We start from the raw sequence: 22,532 nt of genomic DNA, 5'->3' as shown, positions 1-22,532 counted from the left end.
AACATATCTATTACCATTTCGCCAGAAAAAGAAAATCTGAATGAAAAAGGAGCTTGGCTAGGCAAGCTCCTTTTTGACATTCATTCTTATCGAATTTCTTTAATACGAGCTTTCTTACCACGCAGGTTACGCAGGTAGTAAAGTTTCGCACGGCGGACTTTACCGCGGCGGATAACTTCAAGCTTCGCAATTTTTGGTGTGTGAACAGGGAAAGTACGCTCAACGCCTACTCCGTAAGAAACTTTACGTACTGTAAAAGTTTCGCTGATTCCACCGCCACGACGCTTAATCACTACACCTTCAAACAACTGGATACGTTCGCGAGTTCCTTCAACAACCTTAACGTGTACACGTACAGTGTCACCAGGACGGAAAGATGGAAGATCAGTGCGAAGTTGTGCTTTTGTGATTTCTTCGATTAATTGTTGCATCGTATTCAACTCCTCCCACGAATGCTCTTGCACACTTTCATTGCAGCGGAACATTGTTATAAGTGGCATACAAGCACGATTGCTTTTAGCCACAAGAAGTATCTTAACATAAACATGGCCTGACTGCAATATTATTCATTCATTTTTATCAGTTCATCAAGCCATTTTTTTTGCTGTTCTGTCAGCTCTGCCTCATCAAGAAGATCTGGCCTTCGCTGCAGGGTTCTTCTTAAACTCTCCTTTGTCCGCCACTCGTCAATCAACTTATGGTTGCCAGAGACCAGCACATCCGGGACCTTCAATCCGCGGAAGTCTGCCGGTCTTGTATAATGGGGGTGCTCAAGCAGACCAGTGCTGAAGGAATCCTGGATATGGGACTCTTCACTGCCAAGTACACCTGGAAGCAGGCGCACGACACTGTCGATGACAACCATCGCGCCAAGCTCCCCGCCGGTCAGGACATAATCCCCGATTGAAATCTCGTCAGTTATGACATGCTCCCTGATACGCTCATCATACCCCTCGTAATGGCCGCAAATAAAAATTAAATGCTCTTCCTTTGCCAGCTCTTCTGCTTTCTTCTGTGTATACCGCTCACCCTGAGGGCACATGAGGATCACCCTTGGGGAAGTGCTTTTTGCGCGTTCCTTTAAATTAGATACGGCATCGAAGATCGGCTGAGGTTTTAAGACCATGCCAGCACCGCCGCCATATGGATAATCATCCACTGTCTGATGCTTGTTATCGGCAAAGTCACGGAAATTGACGACATTGTACCCGGCAGCTCCTTTTTCAGCAGCCTTTTTCAGGATAGAAGAGCCAAACACACCCTCAAACATTTCTGGAAAAATAGACAGGACATCGATGTTCATCATGAAAGAAGCCCTTCCATTGGCTCAATTTCAATAATCTTTTCCTTAACGTCTACCTTTTTCACTATATCCTCGATATATGGAATCAGGAGTTCCTTGCCATTTGCTCCCTTTACAACCCAGACATCATTTGCACCAGGAGTAAGGATTTCAATTACCTTGCCAAGTTCTTCACCGTCGGTCGTTACCATGTTACAGCCAATAATATCCTGGAAATAAAATTCGCCTTCCTCTAGTTCACCGCGCTGTGTCTCTGGAACCTTTAGGATGCCACCCTTCATTTTTTCTACCTGATTGACATTGTCGAAGCCTTCAAATGTCAGGAGGTTGAAATTCTTATGGGTCCTATGGCTTTTCACTACCAATTCTTCCGGCTCCTTTGAACCTGGCATGAATAGGAACAGAGTATTTCCTATCTTATACCGTTCCTCTGGAAAGTCAGTCCTTGATATCACTCTGACCTCCCCGCGGATGCCATGTGTATTAACAATCTTTCCGACATTAAAATACTTTTCCATTTTCCAATCACCTCTCGCGTATTTCGGCCACGACGCCATCTTTCACAATAATAGTCTTTCCTGAAAGAAACTCATCCCATTGGTCGCCAACACCAACCTCGACGATCCCTTGCAGCTCCGTTTCTTTAATTTCACTCCCAAGCGGAAGAATATGTAGTTGTTCTATTTGAAAATCCAGGAGCTTGATTTTTTCTTTATGGACTTTTATTTCTTGCTCAAAATGCTTCTTCAATGTTTCAGGCGGAAACTTCCTGGATTTCTCCAGCTTCTTCAATTCAAATCTAAGTTGATCGCATTCCTTCTGCAGCTGAAGCTTTCTGGAGTGGTATTTTTGGTGGATTCTTTCCTTGCTCTCTTCTGTCAGTACTTGTTTGACAATGATTGTTTGCAGTACCTTCAAAGCATTTCCTCCTTAAAGCCAAGCTGACCACTTTCCAGACCCTCAACAAGGGCTGGCCAAAAAATAACTATTACATCAGTGGTCATTATTATATCAAGTATCTATTATACCTTAATTTCTACAAATAGAAAAAAGGGAGGGTTACCCCTCCCTTTTAGTACAATCAACTATAGAATTTTCTATACCTGCTTGCGCAGATGATTGTTATTCGACGATTTCCAAGAAAATCTTCTTATGCTGTGATGAGCCTGCTGCATAGACTACTGTTCGAATCGCCTTTGCAACGCGTCCCTGCTTACCAATTACTTTGCCCATATCACTTTTGTTGACGGAAAGCTTATAGGTAACGCGCTGATCCTCTTCATGTTCATTTACATGGACATCTTCTGGAAAATCAACAAGTGGCTTCACGATCGTCTCAATTAATTCTTTCATGGGCGTGTCCACAATTACTTGCTGTGCTTAGCGTTGTGGAATTTTTCCATGATACCTTGCTTAGAGAACAAGTTACGCACTGTATCAGATGGTTTTGCACCGTCATTCAACCACTTAAGAACTAACTCTTCGTTAAGTTCAACCTTTGCTGGTTGAGCAACTGGGTTGTAAGTTCCTACAGACTCGATGAAACGGCCGTCACGTGGTGAACGGGAATCAGCTACTACAATACGATAGAAAGGAGACTTTTTAGCTCCCATACGCTTTAAACGAATTTTTACTGCCATTTTAAATAAGCACCTCCGAATAGTTTCACACAAGATAGAATAATACCAAATAGAAAACAGCTTGTAAAGTGTTTTTTCTTTACAGACTGCAAATACCTGAATTTACAAGTTAAAACGGGTTGAATGGCATCTTGAAGCCGCCCTTTTTCTTGCCTTTTTGCTGCATGTTCGTCATCTGTTTCATCATCTTTTTCATGTCCTCGAATTGCTTGAGCAGGCGGTTCACTTCCTGGATGGACGTTCCGCTTCCCTTCGCAATCCGTTTCCGCCTGTTGGCGTTGATGACTTCAGGATGAGTTTTTTCATGGGCTGTCATCGACTGGATGATCGCCTCAACATGCGAGATTTGCTTTTCATCGATTTGAAGATTGTTCATGCCTTTGATTTTATTAGCACCAGGCATCATTTTCAGGATTTCATCCAGTGGCCCCATCTTCCTCACCTGGCCAAGCTGGTCCAGGAAGTCATCAAGGGTAAATGATGCTGTACGCATTTTCTTCTCAAGCTCTTTCGCTTTCTCTTCATCGACGTTTGCCTGTGCCTTCTCGATCAGGGTAAGAACATCACCCATACCAAGAATCCTGGACGCCATCCTTTCAGGGTGGAATGCTTCCAGGGCATCGAGCTTTTCACCAAGACCGACGAATTTAATCGGCGTATTGGTAACAGCGCGAATGGACAGCGCAGCACCGCCTCGTGTATCACCGTCAAGCTTTGTCAGGACGACACCAGTCAAGCCAAGCTGTTCATTGAAGCTTTGCGCGACATTCACGGCATCCTGTCCTGTCATCGCGTCGACAACAAGGAAAATCTCGTCTGGTTTGGAAAGCTCTTTGATCTGCTTCAGCTCGTCCATCAGGTTTTCATCCACATGAAGACGACCGGCAGTATCGATCAGGACATAGTCATTATGGTCTTCCTTCGCCTTGGCAATCGCCTGTTTAGCAATTTCAACAGGGCTGACCTGGTCTCCCAGCGAGAATACCGGCATGCTCAATTGCTTGCCGAGCGTCTCGAGCTGCTTGATGGCAGCTGGACGATAGATATCCGCCGCCACAAGCAAAGGTTTTCGATTGTATTTTTTACGAAGGAGATTTGCAAGCTTACCGGTGGTTGTCGTTTTACCAGCACCTTGAAGACCGACCATCATGATGACAGTCGGAGGACGATTTGCGGCAGCGATTTTGCTTTGCTCTCCGCCCATCAGCTCGGTAAGTTCTTCTTTAACAACCTTAATGACCTGCTGGCCTGGTGTCAGGCTTTTGACAACCTCCTGGCCAACTGCTCTTTCAGTGACTTTCTTGACGAAGTCTTTAACAACTTTAAAGTTAACGTCAGCCTCTAGAAGCGCCAGACGGACCTCTCGCATCATTTCTTTTACATCCGCTTCCGAAACCTTGCCTTTTCCGCGGATCTTTTGCATCGTATTTTGCAGTCGGTCGGCCAATCCTTCAAATGCCATATCATGCGCCTCCCTAGTCTAATTTCTCAAGCTCGGCTATCATTTCATGCAAATCGCGGTCGTTCTCTCCATCCCCAAAATGCTCTTTCAATTTTGAAATAAGCTCACTTCTTTTCTGGAATTTCTCGAACAACAACAACTTTTCTTCATACTCCTCGAGCATCGCTTCTGTGCGTTTGATGTTGTCGTATACAGCCTGCCGGCTAACATCATACTCTTCAGCAATCTCCCCGAGCGAATAGTCATCAAGATAGTACAGAGCCATATAACTGCTTTGTTTTGGAGTAAGCAATGCCTGATAAAAGTCATACAAATAGTTCATGCGGTTCGTTTTCTCAAGCATTTCGATTCCCCCATGTTAAGTGAAATACCTTTACATTAAGAGTTTACACACGATCATCTTCCCTGTCAAGAAAAGTTCTTTACAGCAATTTGTTGGTATATCAAGATTCCTCTGCTGTTTCCTCTTTATCGACCATGTCTGCAAAAAGGCCATAAACATACCTTTCAGCATCAAATTCCTGCAGGTCATCCATTTTTTCACCAAGACCCACAAATTTAACCGGAATGTTCAGCTCATTGCGGATGGCAAGAACAATACCGCCCTTTGCTGTTCCATCTAGCTTAGTAAGAACGATTCCGCTTACGTCAGTCGCTTCTTTAAAGGTCTTAGCCTGGATCAAAGCGTTCTGGCCAGTAGTTGCATCAAGCACTAGCAATACCTCATGAGGAGCTCCCGGCACCTCGCGTTCAATGACACGCTTTACCTTTTCAAGTTCTTTCATCAGGTTTACCTTATTTTGCAATCTGCCGGCAGTATCACAAATCAGGATATCCGCTTTTCTCGACTTCGCCGATTGGACGGCATCATACATGACAGCTGCCGGATCGGATCCTTCAGCCTGCTTGATCACATCGACACCAACGCGCTCTCCCCAAACTTCAAGCTGCTCGATTGCACCTGCACGGAATGTATCACCAGCGGCAAGCAGGACATTTTTTCCTTCAGACTTGAACTTATGGGCCAATTTACCGATGGTAGTTGTTTTACCGACACCATTGACTCCTACAAACAAAATGACCGTCAACTCGTCTTCCTGGATGTTCAGCTGGAAAGAGTCATCATCAGATCCGGCCTCATAGATATCAACGAGCTTCTCGGAGATGACAGCCTGAACATCTTTTGTGTCCTGGATGTTGCGGCGCTTGACCTCCTTTTTCAGCTCTTCGATCAATTCCATTACCGTTTCGAAGCCAACATCAGCCTGGATCAAAATTTCTTCCAGCTCTTCGAAAAATTCTTCATCTACTTTACGATAGCGCGATACAAGGTCATTCACTTTATTGGAGAAGTTATCCCTTGTTTTCGTCAAACCATCTTTGAATTTCTCTGTGACACTTTCAGTTTGTGTCGTAAACTTTTCTTTTAGTTTCTTAAAAAAACTCATGGTTCCAACGCCTTCCTGCTTTATTTCAATTTTAACCCTGCACCTCTGCGAGAATTGACTCAGGTCCAGCCTCTACATCTCCAGGCCGGAACAAGGTGTTTGCACTTTTAATTTTTCACAAGTTCTTTCGAATCTTCAAGCCGTACGGATACCAGCTTGGAGACTCCTGACTCCTGCATGGTTACACCATAAAGGACGTCCGCTTCCTCCATAGTACCTTTACGGTGAGTAATGACGATAAATTGAGTTTCTTCACGGTATTTCTTCAGATATTGAGCAAAACGGTATACATTGGCTTCATCCAATGCAGCTTCCACTTCATCCAGGATACAGAATGGTACAGGACGAACCTTCAAAATGGAGAACAGCAGGGCAATCGCGGTCAACGCCCGCTCACCGCCAGATAATAACCCTAGGTTTTGCAGCTTCTTTCCTGGTGGCTGGGCAACTATTTCAACCCCGGTGTTCAGCAGGTCATCTGGCTGTGTCAGCCGCAGGTCCGCTCGGCCGCCTCCGAATAAAGCCTGGAACACAGACTCGAAGTGTGAGCGGATCGCAGTGAAGGTCTGTTCAAAGCGCTTTTTCATTTCATGGTCCATTTCGTCGATGACCAGGAATAATGTATCCTTTGCTTCCTGGAGATCATTCTTCTGCTCCAGCAGGAATTCATAACGCTCTGAGACACGGTCGTATTCTTCAATTGCCCCAAGGTTCACCGTTCCCAGTTCCTCAATCGCCATTTTGATCAGCTTTACTTTTCTCCTTGCCTCATCGGCCGGGATTGTCAGCGGATATTGTTCCTTCGCCGCTTCATATGAAAGAAGATATTCCTCTCTAAGATGAGCAAGCTTATTATCCAGTTCAACATCCAGCCTGTTCAGCTTCACTTCCTCATCCTTGAGCACTTCGTTGATGCCCTTCAGAAGTCTCCTTAGTTCCTTTGATTCCAACTCCTGGTCCTCAAGCTTATTTTGAAGCTCAAGACGCTCATTCCTGCGTGAAGAAATCAGCTTAAGCGTTTCATTTTTGTCCTGCAGCTTTCTTTTTGCAGCTTCTTCCAGTTGGGTTTCACCGGATGAACTATCGGTCATTTCAGAGGACAGAAGAGATAGATCTTCTTTCAGAATATCCAATTTTCTAGATTGCTCTTCAGACTGTATAACTGCAGAATCCAGCTTTTCCTTCACATGGGAGTGTTGTTCTTTCTTCGATGCCAGGTTGATCTTTAAATCACTGATTTCAGAAACCAGCGAATCCTTGGAAGAAGAGTTAGAGTTCTTCAGCTTCGTCAGGCGTTCTATTTCTTTATCAAATTGAACAAGATCCTGATGGAACTTAGCCAATAAACCATCGAGTTCAATCAATCTGGATTCTAGCTTTTCCTTGTCCGAGTCGAGCTGGGTCTTTTCAGAATCGTATACCGATAAACGTTCATTGATATTTTTCTGTTCCAGCTCCACTTCCCGCAGGTCACCCTTCAAACTCTGCTGCTTAAAGCGAAGCTCTTCCCCTGCTTTCCGCAGTTCCTCCAGCCTTATTTCACTGTTTTGCGTTTCAGCCTTCAATGATTTCACTTTCGATTCAAGCAAGCTAGTCTTTTCTTCCATGTCGGCTAGCTTATTCGTTAAATCTTCTAATTCGCCCTTACGGCTGAGCAATGAACTCGATTTCTGTTTTACTGCTCCCCCAGTCATCGACCCACCGGGGTTCACCACATCACCATCAAGTGTGACGATTCGGCTGCGGTATTGCAGCATTTTGGCAATTTCATTGGCGCCCTTTAAATCCCTGGCAATCACTACATTGCCCAGTAAGTTTTTTACGACTTCAGCATACTTTTGATCAAACTGAATCAAATCGGCAGCAGTGCCGATATACGCACTGTTATCCGCAAGAAGTGCGAGCTGTGAAGAAGCCAGATATTTCCCTTTGATGATGCTTAGCGGGAGGAATGTTGCCCTGCCGAATGATTTTTGCTTCAGGAACTGTATTGCAGCTCGCGCATTTTCTTCATTCTGGACAACAATATGCTGCATCGCGCCGCCAAGAGCTGTTTCAATCGCCGTTTCGTATTGTTTAGGAACATGGATTAATTCAGCAATCGCACCTTCTATACCGTGAAGACGAGTATCCCTGGCCTTCAGCACTTCCTTTACGCCTTGGAAAAAGCCCGAGTAATCCTCCTCCATTTCTTCAAGCATTTCTTTTTTTGATTTAGCTTGCTGCAGGAACTGATATGCCTGATACAGTGTTTTCTCTTGCCTCTCGTAATTATTCCTTAAAGATTCAAGCTTCTTCTGCTCTTCAAAAAAGATTCTAGCCTGCTCCTCCAACTCCTGCTGTGAAGAGGCGACCTTTTTCTCTATTTCTGCTTTTCTCTCATTGATTTCATCACGAATTGAGACAAAGCGGTCATTGTCATTGTCCAGCCTCGAACCTTTGGCTGCTTGCTGCTGCAGCTGCTGTTCAATATAAATCTTCTCATTTTTGGCCCCGGCCTGTTCGTTCAGCACCTCGATGTAGTCACTTTTTATTGAATCGATTTTATGTTCAACATCTTCGCTGTAAAGCTTTAACTGCTCCTGCTTCTGCTGAAGCTCTTTCTGGAGTGCAGAAGCTTCTGCCGCTAATACTGAAACAGATTGCTCATACTCAGCCTTCTGGTTTTCCAGCAGTACAACAGAAGAGGTCAGCTCCTCAATATTCTTTTCGAGCTGCCCTTTGTTTTGCGAAGCATTCTTTTTCCGTTCCTTGAGAACCTCTCTTCTGCCTTCCAGCTTTTCAAGCTCCTCGCTGGCATGCAAGAGCACGTTCTGCAAATCGCTGACCGATTCATCCAGTGCGGCTAGCTGGTCCCTCATTTTTTCTATTTCCGCTTCTTTTTTCTGAAGGACGGCAGATTGTTTGATTTCATCTTCTTTATGCTGTTCAAGCTGCCTAGACAGCTGCTCCCATCGGCCATGGAGATCTTCAATCTCAAAAGCAGTCAGCGCAACTTCTATTTGTTCTAATTCTTCTTTTTGCTGCAGATAATCCTTTGCGATTGAAGCCTGGATTTTCAGCGGCTCTACCTGACCTTCTAATTCATGGATGATGTCCGTTACCCGATTTAAATTCTCCTGCGTTTCAAAAAGCTTGCTTTCCGCTTTTTTCTTACGAGATTTATATTTAAGAACACCCGCAGCTTCCTCAAATATCGTCCTGCGGTCCTCAGGTTTGCTGTTGAGTATTTCCTCAACCCTGCCCTGGCTGATAATCGAGAAAGCTTCGCGGCCGAGGCCCGAATCCATGAATAAATCAACAATATCCTTGAGTCGGCAATTCTGTTTGTTGATTAAATATTCACTGTCACCTGAACGGTAGACACGACGGGTTACGCTCACTTCATTGTAATCAAGCGGCAAGGATTGATCTTCGTTATCGAGGGTTAATGTTACTTCTGCAAAATTCAGCGGCTTGCGCGAATCACTCCCGGCAAAGATGATATCTTCCATTTTTGCACCGCGGAGCGACTTGGCTGATTGTTCCCCAAGAACCCAGCGGATAGAATCAGTAATATTACTTTTCCCGCTTCCATTAGGCCCTACGACAGCAGTCACACCTGGAACGAATTCTACTGAAATCCTCTCGGCAAACGATTTAAATCCAACCACATCTAATCGTTTTAAAAACAATATGGCTCTCCCTTTCCAGTTAAACTAATTCTCTAAGATGACATTCGAAAAGCGCAAGCGCCTTGTCCAGCCCTGACAAGCGCTGGAGGGCCGACCAGTGAAGTCGTTCTTTGACTTCATTGGGCGGACCGAAGCGACTCGAGGGGCTAGGCGCTAGAGCTAGACAGTTTTGGATCATCGGACTTAACCTCTATTAAAAAACCGTTCTATTTATCGCCCGTTTTATCGTCCGTTTCCATATTCGCTTCCATATGGGACTTCAATTTTTCAAGAGCCATCTGGGCAGCATGCTGCTCTGCTTCCTTCTTCGAGCGCCCTGTTCCTGTCCCCAATTCTTGCCCGTTAAGATAGACACGTGATTCGAATTCCCTGCTGTGCGCAGGACCTATCTCCTTCATAATCCGGTATTCAAGCGTGCCGACACCATCCCGCTGTACGAGTTCCTGAAGCTGGCTTTTAAAATCCATCACATGAGAAAAAGCACCGGCATTGATTTTTGGAAACACAATTTCTTCTAGGAATGTAGTGACTGTTTCAATTCCTTTATCCAGGTATAAGGCACCGATGAAAGCCTCGAATACATCTGCCAAAAGGGCAGGCCTTGTTCTTCCACCTGTCATTTCTTCTCCCTTGCCAAGCAAAACAAGTTCACCAAAGGAAAGCTCATTCGCAAAGGCCACAAGTGATGGCTCACAAACTACAGCAGCGCGCAGCTTAGTAAGCTCTCCCTCGCTCATCATCGGATACTTCTTATATAAGAATTGAGAAACAGTCAGTTCCAAAACAGCGTCACCAAGAAACTCAAGCCTCTCATTATCTTCATGAGGCTTTCTGCGATGCTCATTCACATAGGATGAATGTGTAAATGCCTGTTTTAAAAGCTTATCACTATCAAAATGAATACCAATTTTGTCCTGGAATACTTTGAATTTCTGCTCCTTTGCGCGGATATTCTTTTTGTCTCTTTCTCTTCCATTGTTGCGCATGATTTATTCCACCTTGCTCATAATTTAAAGCTGTTATTGAATGTTTTTGCAGATTTCATTTATTGTGCCATATGCAAAACAATACAGACTACTAACAGTTTACAAAAAATAACGCCAATAAAGCAAAAAAACTTGGCTAATTCCAGCAGATTACTTTTTAAGTTTACTGTGTAAAGGGTCAATTGTGATTATAAGTCCTGTTGAAGAGTAAATACGAGCTTTTTTACAGAAGAAAGCCCCGTTTATAAAAACGGAGCTTCTCAGTAAATCGAACAATTACTTTTGGCTATTTATGTAGTTAACAGCGTCACCAACTGTACCGATTTTTTCAGCATCATCATCAGAAATTTCCATGTCGAACTCATCTTCTAGTTCCATTACCAATTCAACAACATCAAGGGAATCAGCACCAAGATCATCTTTAAAAGATGCTTCTAAAGTTACTTGAGATTCATCTACTCCCAAACGGTCAACAATAATTTTTGTTACGCGTTCTAAAACGTCTGCCATGCTTGTTCACCTCCCCTCAAGCCATTATAGTTGATTTTATTTAATTAATAAATGGCTGTAATAACTTTTTAATATTAGGGCTATTAAACTAGTCTGTTGATCTTCGTTCCAGGCGCTTCGCTTTCCGCGGGCAGTCCGGGAGCCTCCTCGGCGTTAACACGCCTGCGGGGTCTCCCGATGACTTGCTAATCCCGCAGGACATTGAATTTGCTACCTTGAATCCTCCCACGCACGATGAAAATGCGTTAGCACTTCGGAGGAGTCTTCGCGCCTTCCACTACAATCAACAGGTTTTATAAATTGAAAGTTGATTATAACAGAGCCCGATACTTTAGAATCAACACCCTTGTGATCTCATTGTTTTAGCCCTTTCACAAAAGCAATAAAAAAATCTACATCACCATGCCGCCATCTATGTGCAGGGTTTGGCCTGTCATATACGCGCTGTCTTCGGATGCCAGGAAGACGACGGTTCTTGCAATATCTTTCGGCTCACCGAACCGTGCCAGCGGTATCTGTTTGAGCATTTCTGTTTTTACATCCTCGTTTAGCTTATCCGTCATGTCTGTCGTGATAAATCCCGGTGCCACAGCGTTCACTGTGATTCCTCTGGATGATAGCTCCTTCGCCGTCGTTTTAGTCAGCCCAATCACTCCGGATTTGGCCGCAACATAGTTAGCCTGCCCTGGATTACCGCTGACACCTACAATGGAAGAGATATTGATGATTCTCCCGCTTCTTTGCTTCATCATTTGTCTTGTAACTGCTTTTGTACAAAGAAAGACACCTTTTAGGTTGATGTTGATTACATCATCCCATTCAGATTCTTTCATCCTCATCAACAGATTGTCTTTCGTTATACCCGCATTGTTAACAAGTATGTCCAGCTTGCCGAAACGCTCAATCGTTTCTTTAACCATATCATTTACTGATTCGGAGTTGGAAACATCTGCCTGAATGGCAAAAGCATCTTGTCCCATTGCCTTGATTTCATCAACAACTTCCAGGGCTTTTGCTTCGCTCCCTGCATAATTGACTGCGACTGATGCACCTTCCCTGGCAAGTTCCAAAGCGATTTCACGCCCAATTCCGCGAGAGGCTCCGGTTACCAGCGCTACCTTACCTTCCAGTCTCATTCCTTCTCCTCCTTAAGAGCAGCAACTGCTGCTGCACAAGTTTCTGCATCATTTATTGCGAATGTCTTTGCTGAGCGATCCACTTTCTTTACAAGACCAGACAGAACCTTTCCCGGCCCAATTTCTATAAAGGTATCGACACCAAGTTCCAGCATTTTCGCGACTGAATCCTCCCATAGTACCGGAGAATAAAGCTGTTCAACTAATCTTTTTTTGAATTCCGAAGCTTCTGTCATCGGTTCGGCCGTTACATTTCCAATCACCGGAACAGCCGCATCCTTTACTGTAATGTTTCCCAGTATAGCTTCAAATCTTTCAGCAGCCGGCTTCATCAGCGAGGAATGGAACGGACCGCTGACATCGAGCGGAATAACCCGTTTGGCACCAGCTTCCTTTGCTTTCACAGAAGCTTCTTCTACTCCAGCTCTAGAACCAGAAATGACGATTTGTCCCGGACAATTCAAGTTGGCCAGCTGAACAGGATTACCGCCAGCTGAAACAGTTTCGGTCACATCCATGAGCTTCTGACGATCCATGCCGAGAACTGCGGCCATTGTTCCTTCTCCATTCGGTACAGCCTCTTCCATGAGCTCTCCACGTTTGCGGACTGCATACACTGCGTCTTCAAAAGTAATAGCTTCCGAAGCAACCAGGGCAGAATATTCACCCAGACTATGGCCGGCAGTAAAATCAGGCTTGATCCCGAACTGGCTGAAATAATTCAATATAGCAATACTGGTTGTCAAAAGCGCAGGCTGGGCATTTGTCGTAAGCGTAAGCTTCTCTTGAGGACCCTCAAAAATCAGTGTGCTTAAGCTTTCACCCAGGACCTCGTCCGCTTTTTTGAAAGTTTCTGAGACTGATTGCTCTGAATTCGCGAGGGCCTGTCCCATCCCTACTGTCTGCGATCCCTGTCCCGGGAACAAAAACGCGATTTTCCCCATGAAAGATTCCCCTTTAACTCGTTATTTTTTATTCATTACTCACTTTTCGATGGCAGTTTTGATAGTACCGGAAACATCCTTTTCTACCATTTCCCTCGCCTGCCGGATCGAATTGAACACCGCATTTGCATCAGATGATCCATGAGCTTTGATGACAGGAGCTTTAAGACCGAAAAGACCAGCACCGCCATATTCCGTGTAATCCATCTTATTTTTGAGTACGGTCAGGTCCGGCTTCAGAACAGCAGCAGCCATCTTGCTTTTGAAATTGGAAGTCAAAGCTGTTTTTAGCATTTTAAACACCGACATTGCTGTACCTTCAATGGTTTTCAGAACCATATTTCCGGTAAAACCATCTGCGACTACAACATCCGCAGCTCCCTCAAGCAAGTCCCTTGATTCAACGTTGCCAATGAAGTTGATATCTGCTTCCTTCAATAATTCATATGTGTTTCTTACGAGCTCGTTGCCTTTCTTCTCCTCTGTCCCAATATTCAACAAGCCCACACGAGGATTTGTGATTCCTCTTGCCTTCTCGCTGTAAATCGAACCCATTATCGCATATTGGACAAGGTGTTCAGGTTTTGCATCAGCATTGGCTCCGACATCGAGAAGCAGGAAGCCTTCTCCTCCAATTGTAGGAAGAGTCGGTGCCAGGGCCGGTCTTTCAATACCATCTATTCTTCCTACCACAAACAATCCAGCAGCCATCAAAGCTCCTGTATTGCCGGCAGAAATACAGGCATCTGCATTTCCATCAGCAACTTGCTGGGCTGCAAGAACCATTGAAGCAGTTTTTTTGCGGCGCACTGCCCTGACAGGTTCATCTGTACCAAGGATCACTTCTTCTGTATGAAGGATTTCGATTCTCTCTTCATTTGTGAGGTGCTCCCGGATCTTATTCTCGTCGCCAACTAACACTATATGTATGTCATTATATTTTTCAATTGCTTTCATTGCTCCGAGGACGATTTCTCTTGGTGCATTGTCTCCGCCCATCGCATCTACTGCTAGCCTCATCGCTTTTCATCCCTTACTTTTCATTTTTTGACCGGTACATTTCAAACTCGCCTTTAAAAACACTTTCACTGTTCACAAAACTAATCACTTCTACAAGAGTACGGCCATGATCGTTATCAATCTTTTTGACTCTCGCTTTGGCGATTACCCGTTCACCTTCTTTTACCGATCTTGTGAATTGGATATTAGCTTTAGCTGTCAATGCAAGCTGATCATTTATAACGGCAACGGCCAGCGAGTTAGCCTGGGCAAACAAATGGTGCCCCCTGGCGATTTTATTTCGTTTAAATACATGTTCTCTCTTTATATCCAGAATTGATATTGCACTATGGTCAAGTTCAATATCAATGATTTCACCAATTACTTCTTCCAGCGGCAAGGAACGGACTTCATCTTCGAATCGTTTTTCGGCCACGTTCTTAATTCTTTCCCTTAGTTCAGGAATTGATAATTCCAGTCTGTCCAGTCTTATTGTCTGGATGCTGACGGAAAATTTTTCGGCCAGCTCCTCATCCGTTATGAAGGGATTTTCTTTAATCGTCTCAGTCAACATAGACTGACGTTCTCTTTTGTTGCGTTTCATTTACTAAACACCGCCCGAGCTATTAAGACTAGGTACTAATAGTAGTATATATATAATAAAAAAAGATTGCAAGAAGAAAAATGAAATGCGCCGGGGACTGGATCAGCACCAATCATCGTTGTCAGAGTATCGGTAAATCTTGTGACTTGCATGGCTTTACCCCGGTGCATAACAAAAGCAGACTCACAACTGAATCTGCTTTCGTCCATACTATGAATCTTTTAATCGTTAATAGATTCAATCAGGTCAATCCAGTTTCTCATTGGCAAGAGCACCTGTTTCCTCTAGATACTCTCGTAATAATCTATATTTCCCGCTTTGCCAGAAAGCTTCTGATTGGACTAGCAGCGCCGCATCATTCCTAGCGGTTTCCAGCGCACGGTAATCATGGACCATATCAGCTACCTTGAATTCAGGCAGGCCGCTTTGTTTTTTCCCAAAGAAGTCACCTGGGCCCCTCAGCTCTAAATCTTTTTCACTGAGAACAAACCCATCATTCGTTTCGGACATTATTTTCATTCGCTCTTTGCCGACTTCACTTTTAGGGTCGGCAAGCAAAATGCAGTACGATTGATCGCTTCCGCGGCCAACCCTGCCTCTTAATTGGTGAAGCTGTGCCAATCCAAATCGCTCAGCGTCATAAATCAGCATGACCGTCGCATTCGGGACATTGACTCCAACCTCTACCACAGTGGTCGAAACGAGAACTTGCACCTCGTTATCACTGAATGCTTTCATGACCTGGTCTTTCTCATCGGAATGGAGGCGTCCATGCATAAGTCCGACCTTGTAACGGTCTTTAAAATAGAAGCTCAATGTGCTGTGCACATCGATTGCGTTCTGCACGTCCAGCTTATCCGACTCCTCGATAAGAGGACAAATCACATAGGCCTGTCTTCCTTTCGAAAGCTCTTTTTCCATAAAGGCAAGAACTCGCTCAAGCATTTCATGTTTGGCCCAATATGTTTCGATCGTTTTACGTCCAGCTGGCATTTCATCAATAACAGAGACATCCATTTCACCAAATACGGTAATGGCAAGAGTTCTTGGTATTGGAGTCGCGGTCATGAACAGTACATCAGGATTTTCCCCTTTTTCCCTAAGTACCCGTCTTTGTTCCACGCCAAAACGGTGCTGTTCATCCGTAATAACAAGTCCCAGGTTTTGAAAATCCACTTCATCCTGGATCAAAGCATGTGTTCCAATCAGCACGTCAATTTCACCAAGCTTCAGCTGTTCAAGCATCTCTTTTCTGCGCTTCCCTTTGACAGAGCTTGTCAGGAGAGCCACCGTTATCCCGAATGGCTTGAGCAGCTGTGTCAATGATTGCGAGTGCTGTTCGGCCAGGATTTCCGTAGGGACCATTAATGCACCTTGATAGCCGGCTGTCTTTGCCGAATAGAGGGCGATCGCTGCAACAACTGTTTTACCCGATCCTACATCCCCCTGAAGAAGACGATTCATGCGGTAAGGCGACTTCATGTCCCCAAGGATTTCATTTACCACTCGTTTCTGTGCTCCCGTAAGCGGGAAAGGCAATCCCGAAATGAAAGTTTTCAGCTTGTCCAATTCATATGAAATCGCAATTCCAGGACTCTGTTCCCGTTCAAGTTTTCTCAATGACTGCATCTTAAGCTGGAATAAAAGAAACTCCTCGTATACAAATCTCCTTCTCGCCTGCTTCATCTCCTCTGAATCTGACGGGAGATGCATGATTCTCAGCGCATCCCTGCGATTAAGCAGTTTGTATTTCTGAAGAAGTTCCGCTGGCAAAATTTCTCCGATTTCATGTCCGAACTGAGAAAATGCCTGCTTGATCAGCCTTCTGATTGTTTTTACGGTCATTTTTCCTTTTACAGCATAAACAGGTTCAAAATCCTGGCTCTTTCCATGCTCGCCCAACGACATTTGAGTAGCGGTGATCGTCTGCCTGTGCTGATCCCATTTCCCGGTAACAGAGATGGTTTCCCCGACAGTTATTTTTTGTTTTAGATATGGCTGATTAAAGAATGTAGCGATGATTAAATAACGGCCAACAAGCAGCCTCACTGTCAGCCGGTTCTTTTTACGGCCATAATATACAACAGAAGGCTCACTGTGAACCGTCCCTTCCACCGTGACTCTCTCGTCATGCTTTACTTCCGCCAGGTCCTTCAGGCGATAATCCTCGTAACGGTACGGGAAGTATTCAAGCAAGTCACCGACAGTCCTGATCTGCATATCTGCCAGAGTCTCCGCCATTTCATTGCCGATCCCTTTAACTGCTGTTACTGGTTGTTTTAATTGTTCATTCAAGATTATCAAGCGGTATACCGAAAATTCTGGCCTCCAGCTTACGGCCAATCGGTGCTGCCGCTCCCCCCTCCTCACGCTGTTTCTGGAGTTTTGTTTTTACCGTCTTCACTGCACGGCCCTTTTTCGGGCAAAGCAGAAGCTGTTACGTTTATCTTTTCACATAAAATCGTGCAATCAACGATTAAAAACTCTTTATATACAAAACGAAATAGAAGGGTGTCCCCTTCTATTTCTTAGTACCATATTACAATTTTATTTGTCCAGCGGAAGAATCTCCAATTCTGGATGAATTTATTCGATCGCGAAGATGAAGGCGTATAATGGCTGTTCACCATTGTGGACTTCTACTTCCACATCGCCGTAATTGCTTTCAACAAACTCGACGATTGAATCGACATCTTCCTCGGAAGCATCTTCACCCTTTAAGATTGTCAGGATTTCTGAGTCTTCATCAAGCATCTGTTCCAATAGGTCCTTGGCTGCCTTGACTTTGTCCTGGTCCTTCAGGACGATTTTTCCATCGGCGATGCCCATGAAATCTCCTGTTGAAATTTCAAGACCGTCTATACTCGTATCGCGGACAGCATATGTCAGCTGGCCCGTTTTCACATGCTGCATTGCCTCAGTCATTGCTTCTTTGTTGTCACCAGGTTCAGCTGATGGGTTAAATGATAGCAATGCTGTCATTCCCTGGGGAACAGTTTTCGAAGGAATGACTACCACTTCTTCCTCGGCTACCTCAGCAGCCTGCTCAGCGGCCATGATGATGTTCTTATTGTTCGGCAGGATGATGACCTTGCGCGCATTCACTTCTTTAATCGCCTTAATGATATCCTCTGTACTTGGATTCATTGTCTGGCCGCCTTCAATCACCGCGTTGGCACCAATGCTGCGGAAAAGCTCAGCGATTCCGGAACCCATTGAGACAGCGACGATTCCGTACTCCCGTTTTTCCTTCTTAGGCTCAGCAGCCTGAGTTCGAAGTGGGGTAGATGATTCGCCGACAATATCCGTGTGCTGCTGGCGCATATTTTCAATCTTCATATTGATAAGGTTTCCGTATCTTTGTCCATACGTCAAAACCTCGCCGGGCTGTTCTGAGTGGATATGTACCTTTACTACTTCGTCATCGGAAATTACCAGAAGTGAATCTCCATAATGACTCAAGTCCTGGCGGAAGTTTTCCTCAGAAAATGCTTCTTTTCCTTCAAGCCTAACCATGAATTCAGTACAATAGCCGAATTCAATATCTTCAGTGTTCATGTGGCTCTGGACGCTCTTATGATGCTCAGCGCTGACAAGCTCATTCATATTCGGCATCGCAGATGGGGAATCAGGAAGCTTTTCACCCTTCAATTCTGCAAGGAAGCCTTCATAAACGAACACAAGACCCTGTCCGCCACTATCTACTACTCCTACTTCCTTTAGAACGGGAAGCAAATCAGGTGTGCGGTTTAATGATGCCTTCGCTTCTTTCAGCACTTCTTCCATTAAGCCAATAAGGCTTTCATGATTCTTGGCAATAGCTACAGCATGCCTTGCAGCATCCTTTGCTACTGTTAAAATTGTGCCTTCCACAGGTTTCATGACAGCTTTATAAGCTGTTTCAACACCTGCATTCAACGCAGCGGCAAACTCTACAGAGTTCACAGTTGGCTTATTTTCGATTGCTTTTGCAAAACCGCGGAATAATTGGGACAGGATAACCCCAGAGTTGCCTCTCGCTCCCATAAGCAAGCCCTTGGCAAGTGCAGAACCAACCTTCCCGATATGTTCCTGTACATTGTTCTTTACTTCCTTGGCACCGGAAGTCATCGATAAATTCATATTCGTTCCCGTATCACCATCAGGAACAGGGAAGACGTTCAGTGCATCGACATACTTGGCATTCGCCGCCAAATGGTTGGCACCCTGAATCACCATCTCCGCAAAACGCTTTCCGTCTAGAACATTAATAGACACAAATCTTTCCTCCTCTTACGGGTTCGTTACACGAACTCCTTGAACGTAAATATTCACCGAGTCAACTGCCAGCCCTACAGTTTTATCAAGAGTGTATTTTACCTTTGACTGGACATTGTGGGCAACCTCGGAAATTTTCGTCCCATAGCTCACAATAATATACATATCAATATGTACTTCCTCGTTTTCCTGGCGAACGATTACTCCGCGAGTGAAATTCTCCCTGCGCAAAATATCTGTCAATCCGTCCTTGATCTGGTTCTTTGAAGCCATCCCGACAATACCATAACAATCAACCGCTGCGCCGCCCGCAATCGTTGCAATGACGTCATTTGATATATCAATTTGTCCGTACTTCGTTTTTAGCTCGATGGACATGATTCGTTCCCCCTTTGGAAAAATAGCATTATGCTACAGTTATTTTACTATAAGCCAAGCAATTTTTAAAGTTATTCTGCCCTTCCCTTTATTATTCAGCAAGAATCTCAACTATATGTCAAGGTTTTTTTCTTTATAGCTTTCATCAGAAGTATTGCAAATGCGAAATTTCTATGATAAATTATTAAAGTATGTCAGAGAAGAGGTTATCCTGTTTAATTCGCAGTTCTGACGATATGCAAATAATTGCAGCAAAAAATAGTAACAGCTTTTGTCAGTTAGGAGGGAAATCATATGCCACGTAAATGTGTAGTAACTGGTAAATCAACTCGTTCTGGGAACGCACGCTCTCACGCAATGAACGCTAACAAGCGTACATGGGGTGCTAACCTTCAAAAAGTACGTATTCTTGTAGACGGCAAGCCTAAGCGTGTTTGGGTATCTGCAAGAGCTCTAAGATCAGGTAAAGTTGAACGCGTATAATTAAAAAGTCGCAGATCTTCTGCCTGGCTCCAGCAGCCGGCAGGAAACTGCACGGCATCCTAGAGGGTGCCTTTTTTATTTTTCTGTGACTTACAAAACATCCTCATTCTCATTCTTCCCAATTGACAGCAAAATAAAAGCACCCCGTTTCCAGGGTGCCAATAGAGCTTTCATATTCTCTCTTCACTTCACTTTTTATCGGTTCTATTCCTTTTTAAATGCACCTAACATCGCCCGTACGAGGCCCCCTAAAAATTTAGGCAGTTTGATTGTATAGAATCTCATACCGTCCCTCCTCACCATCTCTCGAAAACCAGTCTTCTTTCTGCATCCGTACAGTATATTCGCTGGTATGCAAAAATTGCTCCTTTCATGTGAATCCTTGAATTCAATTTCATGAATAGAGCTCCAGAGAAGACTTTTCAATCCTTGCTTCTTACAACTAATAATATGCCTTCAGAAAATGAAAAAGTACCATGACCTCTAATAAGTTCATTACTAATACATAGTGTCGACCCCATAGGAATATGACAGTCTTTTAATGGGTATCTAAAATTTTCTAGCGTCATGCCGGAGACTGCCGGTGTTACAGGCAGAAAGGAAACATACTTAAATTCATCGAGCTCGCTGACAGTGTAGGTGCCTGGGCCTTTGATATATAAGATATTATTTTTATCAATTATTTCGATATGGATGGAAGATCCGTCCTGAAGGGGCTTGACCAGCATTTGGATATTTGCCATTAGATGGTCCAGCCTTCCTCCAGTGGCGCCAAATACTTTTATGGATTCCGGTTCCTGCTCAAGTGCCCAGTTTAAAGCCAGCTCCATATCTGTCTCATCTTTTTCAGGTTTAAATTTATTAAGGTCTGAAACAGCTTCCTCAATCTCTGCCAACTCTGCTTCTGAAACGGAGTCAAAATCCCCGAATGCTGTTGATGGCTTGATTCCTGCCCCAAGTAAAAAAAATACACCTCTATCGATCCCAACCCAGATGACATTGCTTTCGTCATATAAATGGAAATCTGGTATCAGGTTTGCCGGTCCTCCTGCTACTAAGTTTATTATCATAAAAGCAAACTCCTTTTCCATTCAAAGAATAGTATATACTGAAAAACTATAAGCTAAATAAAGCCAGCCGCATGTGACGGCTGGCTTTATTTATGGTCTTAGGCTAGCGATAGCAGCTCCTCTGTCTTCCTTATTAAAGACTGCTGAACCGGCTACAAGCACGTTCGCTCCAGCTTCAATACAAAGTCTGGCTGTCTCTTCGTTCACTCCGCCATCGACTTCGATTTCAAGTTCAAGATTCAATGTTTCTGCAAGTTCTTTTACCTGCCTGATTTTAGGAAGTACTGAAGAGATGAATTTTTGGCCGCCGAAACCCGGATTGACGGACATAAGAAGCACCAAGTCGACATCCTCAATTATATGCTTCAGACTGTCCACAGGAGTTGCCGGGTTCAAGACAACCCCCGCTTTTACACCGGTAGATTTAATTAGCTGAATCGTCCTGTGCAGATGCCTGCTCGCTTCCACATGGACCGTAATATAATCCGCTCCGGCCTTTGCGAACGCTTCAATATATTGGTCAGGATTTTCGATCATCAGGTGGACATCAAGCGGAAGCTTCGTTACTGGTCTGATTGCTTCGACAATCAATGGACCAATCGTAATATTAGGGACAAAATGTCCATCCATTACATCCACATGAATATAATCAGCTCCACCTCGCTCGACATCCTTGATTTCTTCCCCCAGGCGGGCAAAGTCGGCTGATAAAATGGAAGGTGCAATTTTCACCATATTTCAGTACCTCGGCTTTCTATCTTTGATTTCTAACAAAAAGTCCTTATAATGCGAATACCTGTATTCAGGCAATGCTTCTGACTCGACTGCTGCTTTGACGGCACACTTGGGCTCAGCCATATGAAGGCAGCCGCGGAATTTACAATCCTCACTGATCTCCGCTATGTCCGGAAAGCATGAATTAAGCTCCTCTGCTTCAATATCTGTGAATTCCAGCGAACTAAAACCAGGTGTGTCAGCAACAAGCCCATTATTGATGGTAATCAGTTCAACATGCCTTGTTGTATGCTTGCCCCTGCCCAAATGGGAAGATATATCGTCAGTTTTCAACTCCAGGTCTGGTCGGATTGCGTTAAGCAGAGAAGATTTTCCCACTCCGGATTGACCGGCAAAAACAGATATCTTGCCCTCAATATGAGGTTTCAATTTTTCCAGCCCTTCTGAAGTTTCAGAGGATGTTAAAATCACCTCATAGCCTGCCTTACGATAGTCCTCTGCATATTCTTCGAGCCGGGACTTTTGTTCTTCATTGGTTAGATCCATTTTCGTAATGCAGATGAGTGGCTCGATTTGGTTGTATTCAACAAGCACCAAAAACCTGTCTAGCAAAGCTGTACTGAAATCAGGTTCCACAGCTGAAAAAACGAGGATGGCCTGGTCTACATTCGCGATTGGCGGGCGTACCAGCTCATTCTTCCGGTTTTTGACTTCCAGGATATAGCCTTCCGTATCATTCTCAGCCTGGAAAACGACCTCGTCACCTACGAGCGGTGTAACCTTGTTTTTACGGAAAACACCACGGCCTCGGCACTGGACAACCCCATCTTCATTGGCAACATAATAAAAACCGCTCAGCGCCTTAATAATTTTGCCCTCAGGCATAGCAACACTCCCTGTCTG

The 22,532-nt window shown here is 44.4% G+C and carries 24 protein-coding genes; 1 reads left to right on the top strand and 23 read right to left on the bottom strand.

From position 1 onward, the window contains the following. Positions 1 to 86: 86 nt before the first annotated feature. The 19 genes from rplS to FOF60_RS08545 form a co-directional block, all read right to left on the bottom strand. Positions 87 to 431, bottom strand: coding sequence for a 50S ribosomal protein L19 (rplS, locus tag FOF60_RS08635; protein ID WP_079508409.1), 345 nt, complete (start codon positions 429 to 431; stop codon positions 87 to 89). Positions 432 to 562: 131 nt separating this feature from the next. After that, positions 563 to 1,303 carry a tRNA (guanosine(37)-N1)-methyltransferase TrmD gene (gene trmD, locus FOF60_RS08630; protein WP_192470393.1) on the bottom strand — a complete coding sequence of 247 codons (741 nt, stop codon included), beginning with the start codon at positions 1,301 to 1,303 and terminating at the stop codon, positions 563 to 565. Continuing rightward, positions 1,303 to 1,821 (bottom strand): ribosome maturation factor RimM, encoded by a 519-nt coding sequence (rimM, locus tag FOF60_RS08625; protein ID WP_192470318.1) that lies wholly within the window; start codon positions 1,819 to 1,821, stop codon positions 1,303 to 1,305. The genes trmD and rimM overlap by 1 nt, the downstream gene beginning before the upstream one ends. Before the next feature lie 7 nt (positions 1,822 to 1,828). Next, the gene (locus FOF60_RS08620; protein WP_192470317.1) at positions 1,829 to 2,221 is read right to left on the bottom strand and encodes a YlqD family protein; all 393 of its coding nucleotides are present in this window, start codon (positions 2,219 to 2,221) and stop codon (positions 1,829 to 1,831) included. Between the two features lie 204 nt (positions 2,222 to 2,425). Further along, positions 2,426 to 2,656: a KH domain-containing protein gene (locus FOF60_RS08615; RefSeq protein WP_192470316.1), complete on the bottom strand. Its 231-nt coding sequence runs from the start codon at positions 2,654 to 2,656 to the stop codon at positions 2,426 to 2,428. Positions 2,657 to 2,670: 14 nt separating this feature from the next. Beyond that, positions 2,671 to 2,943, bottom strand: a complete 273-nt coding sequence (gene rpsP, locus FOF60_RS08610) for a 30S ribosomal protein S16 (RefSeq protein ID WP_192470315.1) — start codon at positions 2,941 to 2,943, stop codon at positions 2,671 to 2,673. Positions 2,944 to 3,052: 109 nt separating this feature from the next. Continuing rightward, positions 3,053 to 4,405, bottom strand: coding sequence for a signal recognition particle protein (gene ffh / locus FOF60_RS08605; protein WP_192470314.1), 1,353 nt, complete (start codon positions 4,403 to 4,405; stop codon positions 3,053 to 3,055). 13 nt (positions 4,406 to 4,418) lie between these two features. Further along, positions 4,419 to 4,748 carry a putative DNA-binding protein gene (locus FOF60_RS08600; protein ID WP_192470313.1) on the bottom strand — a complete coding sequence of 110 codons (330 nt, stop codon included), beginning with the start codon at positions 4,746 to 4,748 and terminating at the stop codon, positions 4,419 to 4,421. A 100-nt stretch (positions 4,749 to 4,848) separates the two neighbouring features. Beyond that, complete coding sequence (gene ftsY / locus FOF60_RS08595; RefSeq protein WP_192470312.1) at positions 4,849 to 5,853, bottom strand: signal recognition particle-docking protein FtsY; 1,005 nt, start codon at positions 5,851 to 5,853, stop codon at positions 4,849 to 4,851. Between the two features lie 107 nt (positions 5,854 to 5,960). Beyond that, positions 5,961 to 9,527 (bottom strand): chromosome segregation protein SMC, encoded by a 3,567-nt coding sequence (gene smc, locus FOF60_RS08590; protein WP_192470311.1) that lies wholly within the window; start codon positions 9,525 to 9,527, stop codon positions 5,961 to 5,963. A 206-nt stretch (positions 9,528 to 9,733) separates the two neighbouring features. Then, complete coding sequence (rnc, locus tag FOF60_RS08585) at positions 9,734 to 10,513, bottom strand: ribonuclease III (protein WP_192470310.1); 780 nt, start codon at positions 10,511 to 10,513, stop codon at positions 9,734 to 9,736. Positions 10,514 to 10,789: 276 nt separating this feature from the next. After that, entirely contained in the window at positions 10,790 to 11,023 is a 234-nt protein-coding gene (locus FOF60_RS08580; protein ID WP_167831778.1) for an acyl carrier protein, read from the bottom strand. A gap of 392 nt (positions 11,024 to 11,415) precedes the next feature. Further along, a complete protein-coding gene (fabG, locus tag FOF60_RS08575) occupies positions 11,416 to 12,159 on the bottom strand; it encodes a 3-oxoacyl-[acyl-carrier-protein] reductase (RefSeq protein WP_192470309.1) in 744 nt (247 codons plus the stop codon). After that, on the bottom strand, positions 12,156 to 13,103 hold the full coding sequence (gene fabD / locus FOF60_RS08570) for an ACP S-malonyltransferase (RefSeq protein WP_192470308.1): 948 nt from the start codon (positions 13,101 to 13,103) through the stop codon (positions 12,156 to 12,158). The genes fabG and fabD overlap by 4 nt, the downstream gene beginning before the upstream one ends. Positions 13,104 to 13,142: 39 nt before the next feature. Then, positions 13,143 to 14,123 carry a phosphate acyltransferase PlsX gene (gene plsX, locus FOF60_RS08565; protein ID WP_192470307.1) on the bottom strand — a complete coding sequence of 327 codons (981 nt, stop codon included), beginning with the start codon at positions 14,121 to 14,123 and terminating at the stop codon, positions 13,143 to 13,145. Positions 14,124 to 14,136: 13 nt separating this feature from the next. Beyond that, positions 14,137 to 14,706, bottom strand: a complete 570-nt coding sequence (gene fapR / locus FOF60_RS08560) for a transcription factor FapR (protein ID WP_192470306.1) — start codon at positions 14,704 to 14,706, stop codon at positions 14,137 to 14,139. A 246-nt stretch (positions 14,707 to 14,952) separates the two neighbouring features. Then, positions 14,953 to 17,001 carry an ATP-dependent DNA helicase RecG gene (recG, locus tag FOF60_RS08555; RefSeq protein ID WP_192470392.1) on the bottom strand — a complete coding sequence of 683 codons (2,049 nt, stop codon included), beginning with the start codon at positions 16,999 to 17,001 and terminating at the stop codon, positions 14,953 to 14,955. 291 nt (positions 17,002 to 17,292) lie between these two features. Continuing rightward, positions 17,293 to 18,963: a DAK2 domain-containing protein gene (locus FOF60_RS08550; RefSeq protein WP_192470305.1), complete on the bottom strand. Its 1,671-nt coding sequence runs from the start codon at positions 18,961 to 18,963 to the stop codon at positions 17,293 to 17,295. 15 nt (positions 18,964 to 18,978) lie between these two features. After that, positions 18,979 to 19,341, bottom strand: coding sequence for an Asp23/Gls24 family envelope stress response protein (locus tag FOF60_RS08545; protein WP_041965977.1), 363 nt, complete (start codon positions 19,339 to 19,341; stop codon positions 18,979 to 18,981). 294 nt (positions 19,342 to 19,635) lie between these two features. Between FOF60_RS08545 and rpmB the strand changes: the two genes are divergently transcribed. Next, a complete protein-coding gene (rpmB, locus tag FOF60_RS08540) occupies positions 19,636 to 19,824 on the top strand; it encodes a 50S ribosomal protein L28 (protein ID WP_023614934.1) in 189 nt (62 codons plus the stop codon). Between the two features lie 204 nt (positions 19,825 to 20,028). On the opposite strand, the gene spoVM is transcribed toward rpmB, so the two are convergent. The 4 genes from spoVM to rsgA all read right to left on the bottom strand — a co-directional run bounded on the left by spoVM (position 20,029) and on the right by rsgA (position 22,514). Next, positions 20,029 to 20,109: a stage V sporulation protein SpoVM gene (spoVM, locus tag FOF60_RS08535; RefSeq protein WP_167831967.1), complete on the bottom strand. Its 81-nt coding sequence runs from the start codon at positions 20,107 to 20,109 to the stop codon at positions 20,029 to 20,031. Positions 20,110 to 20,246: 137 nt separating this feature from the next. Continuing rightward, positions 20,247 to 20,894: a thiamine diphosphokinase gene (locus tag FOF60_RS08530; RefSeq protein WP_192470304.1), complete on the bottom strand. Its 648-nt coding sequence runs from the start codon at positions 20,892 to 20,894 to the stop codon at positions 20,247 to 20,249. Positions 20,895 to 20,984: 90 nt separating this feature from the next. Next, positions 20,985 to 21,629 (bottom strand): ribulose-phosphate 3-epimerase, encoded by a 645-nt coding sequence (gene rpe, locus FOF60_RS08525; RefSeq protein WP_192470303.1) that lies wholly within the window; start codon positions 21,627 to 21,629, stop codon positions 20,985 to 20,987. A gap of 3 nt (positions 21,630 to 21,632) precedes the next feature. Then, entirely contained in the window at positions 21,633 to 22,514 is an 882-nt protein-coding gene (rsgA, locus tag FOF60_RS08520; RefSeq protein ID WP_192470302.1) for a ribosome small subunit-dependent GTPase A, read from the bottom strand. Positions 22,515 to 22,532 lie beyond the last annotated feature (18 nt).

Origin of the sequence: Mesobacillus jeotgali (genome assembly GCF_014856545.2) — a bacterium.
Classification (GTDB): Bacteria; Bacillota; Bacilli; order Bacillales; family Cytobacillaceae; genus Mesobacillus.
This window is presented reverse-complemented; position numbering and strand designations above follow the sequence as displayed.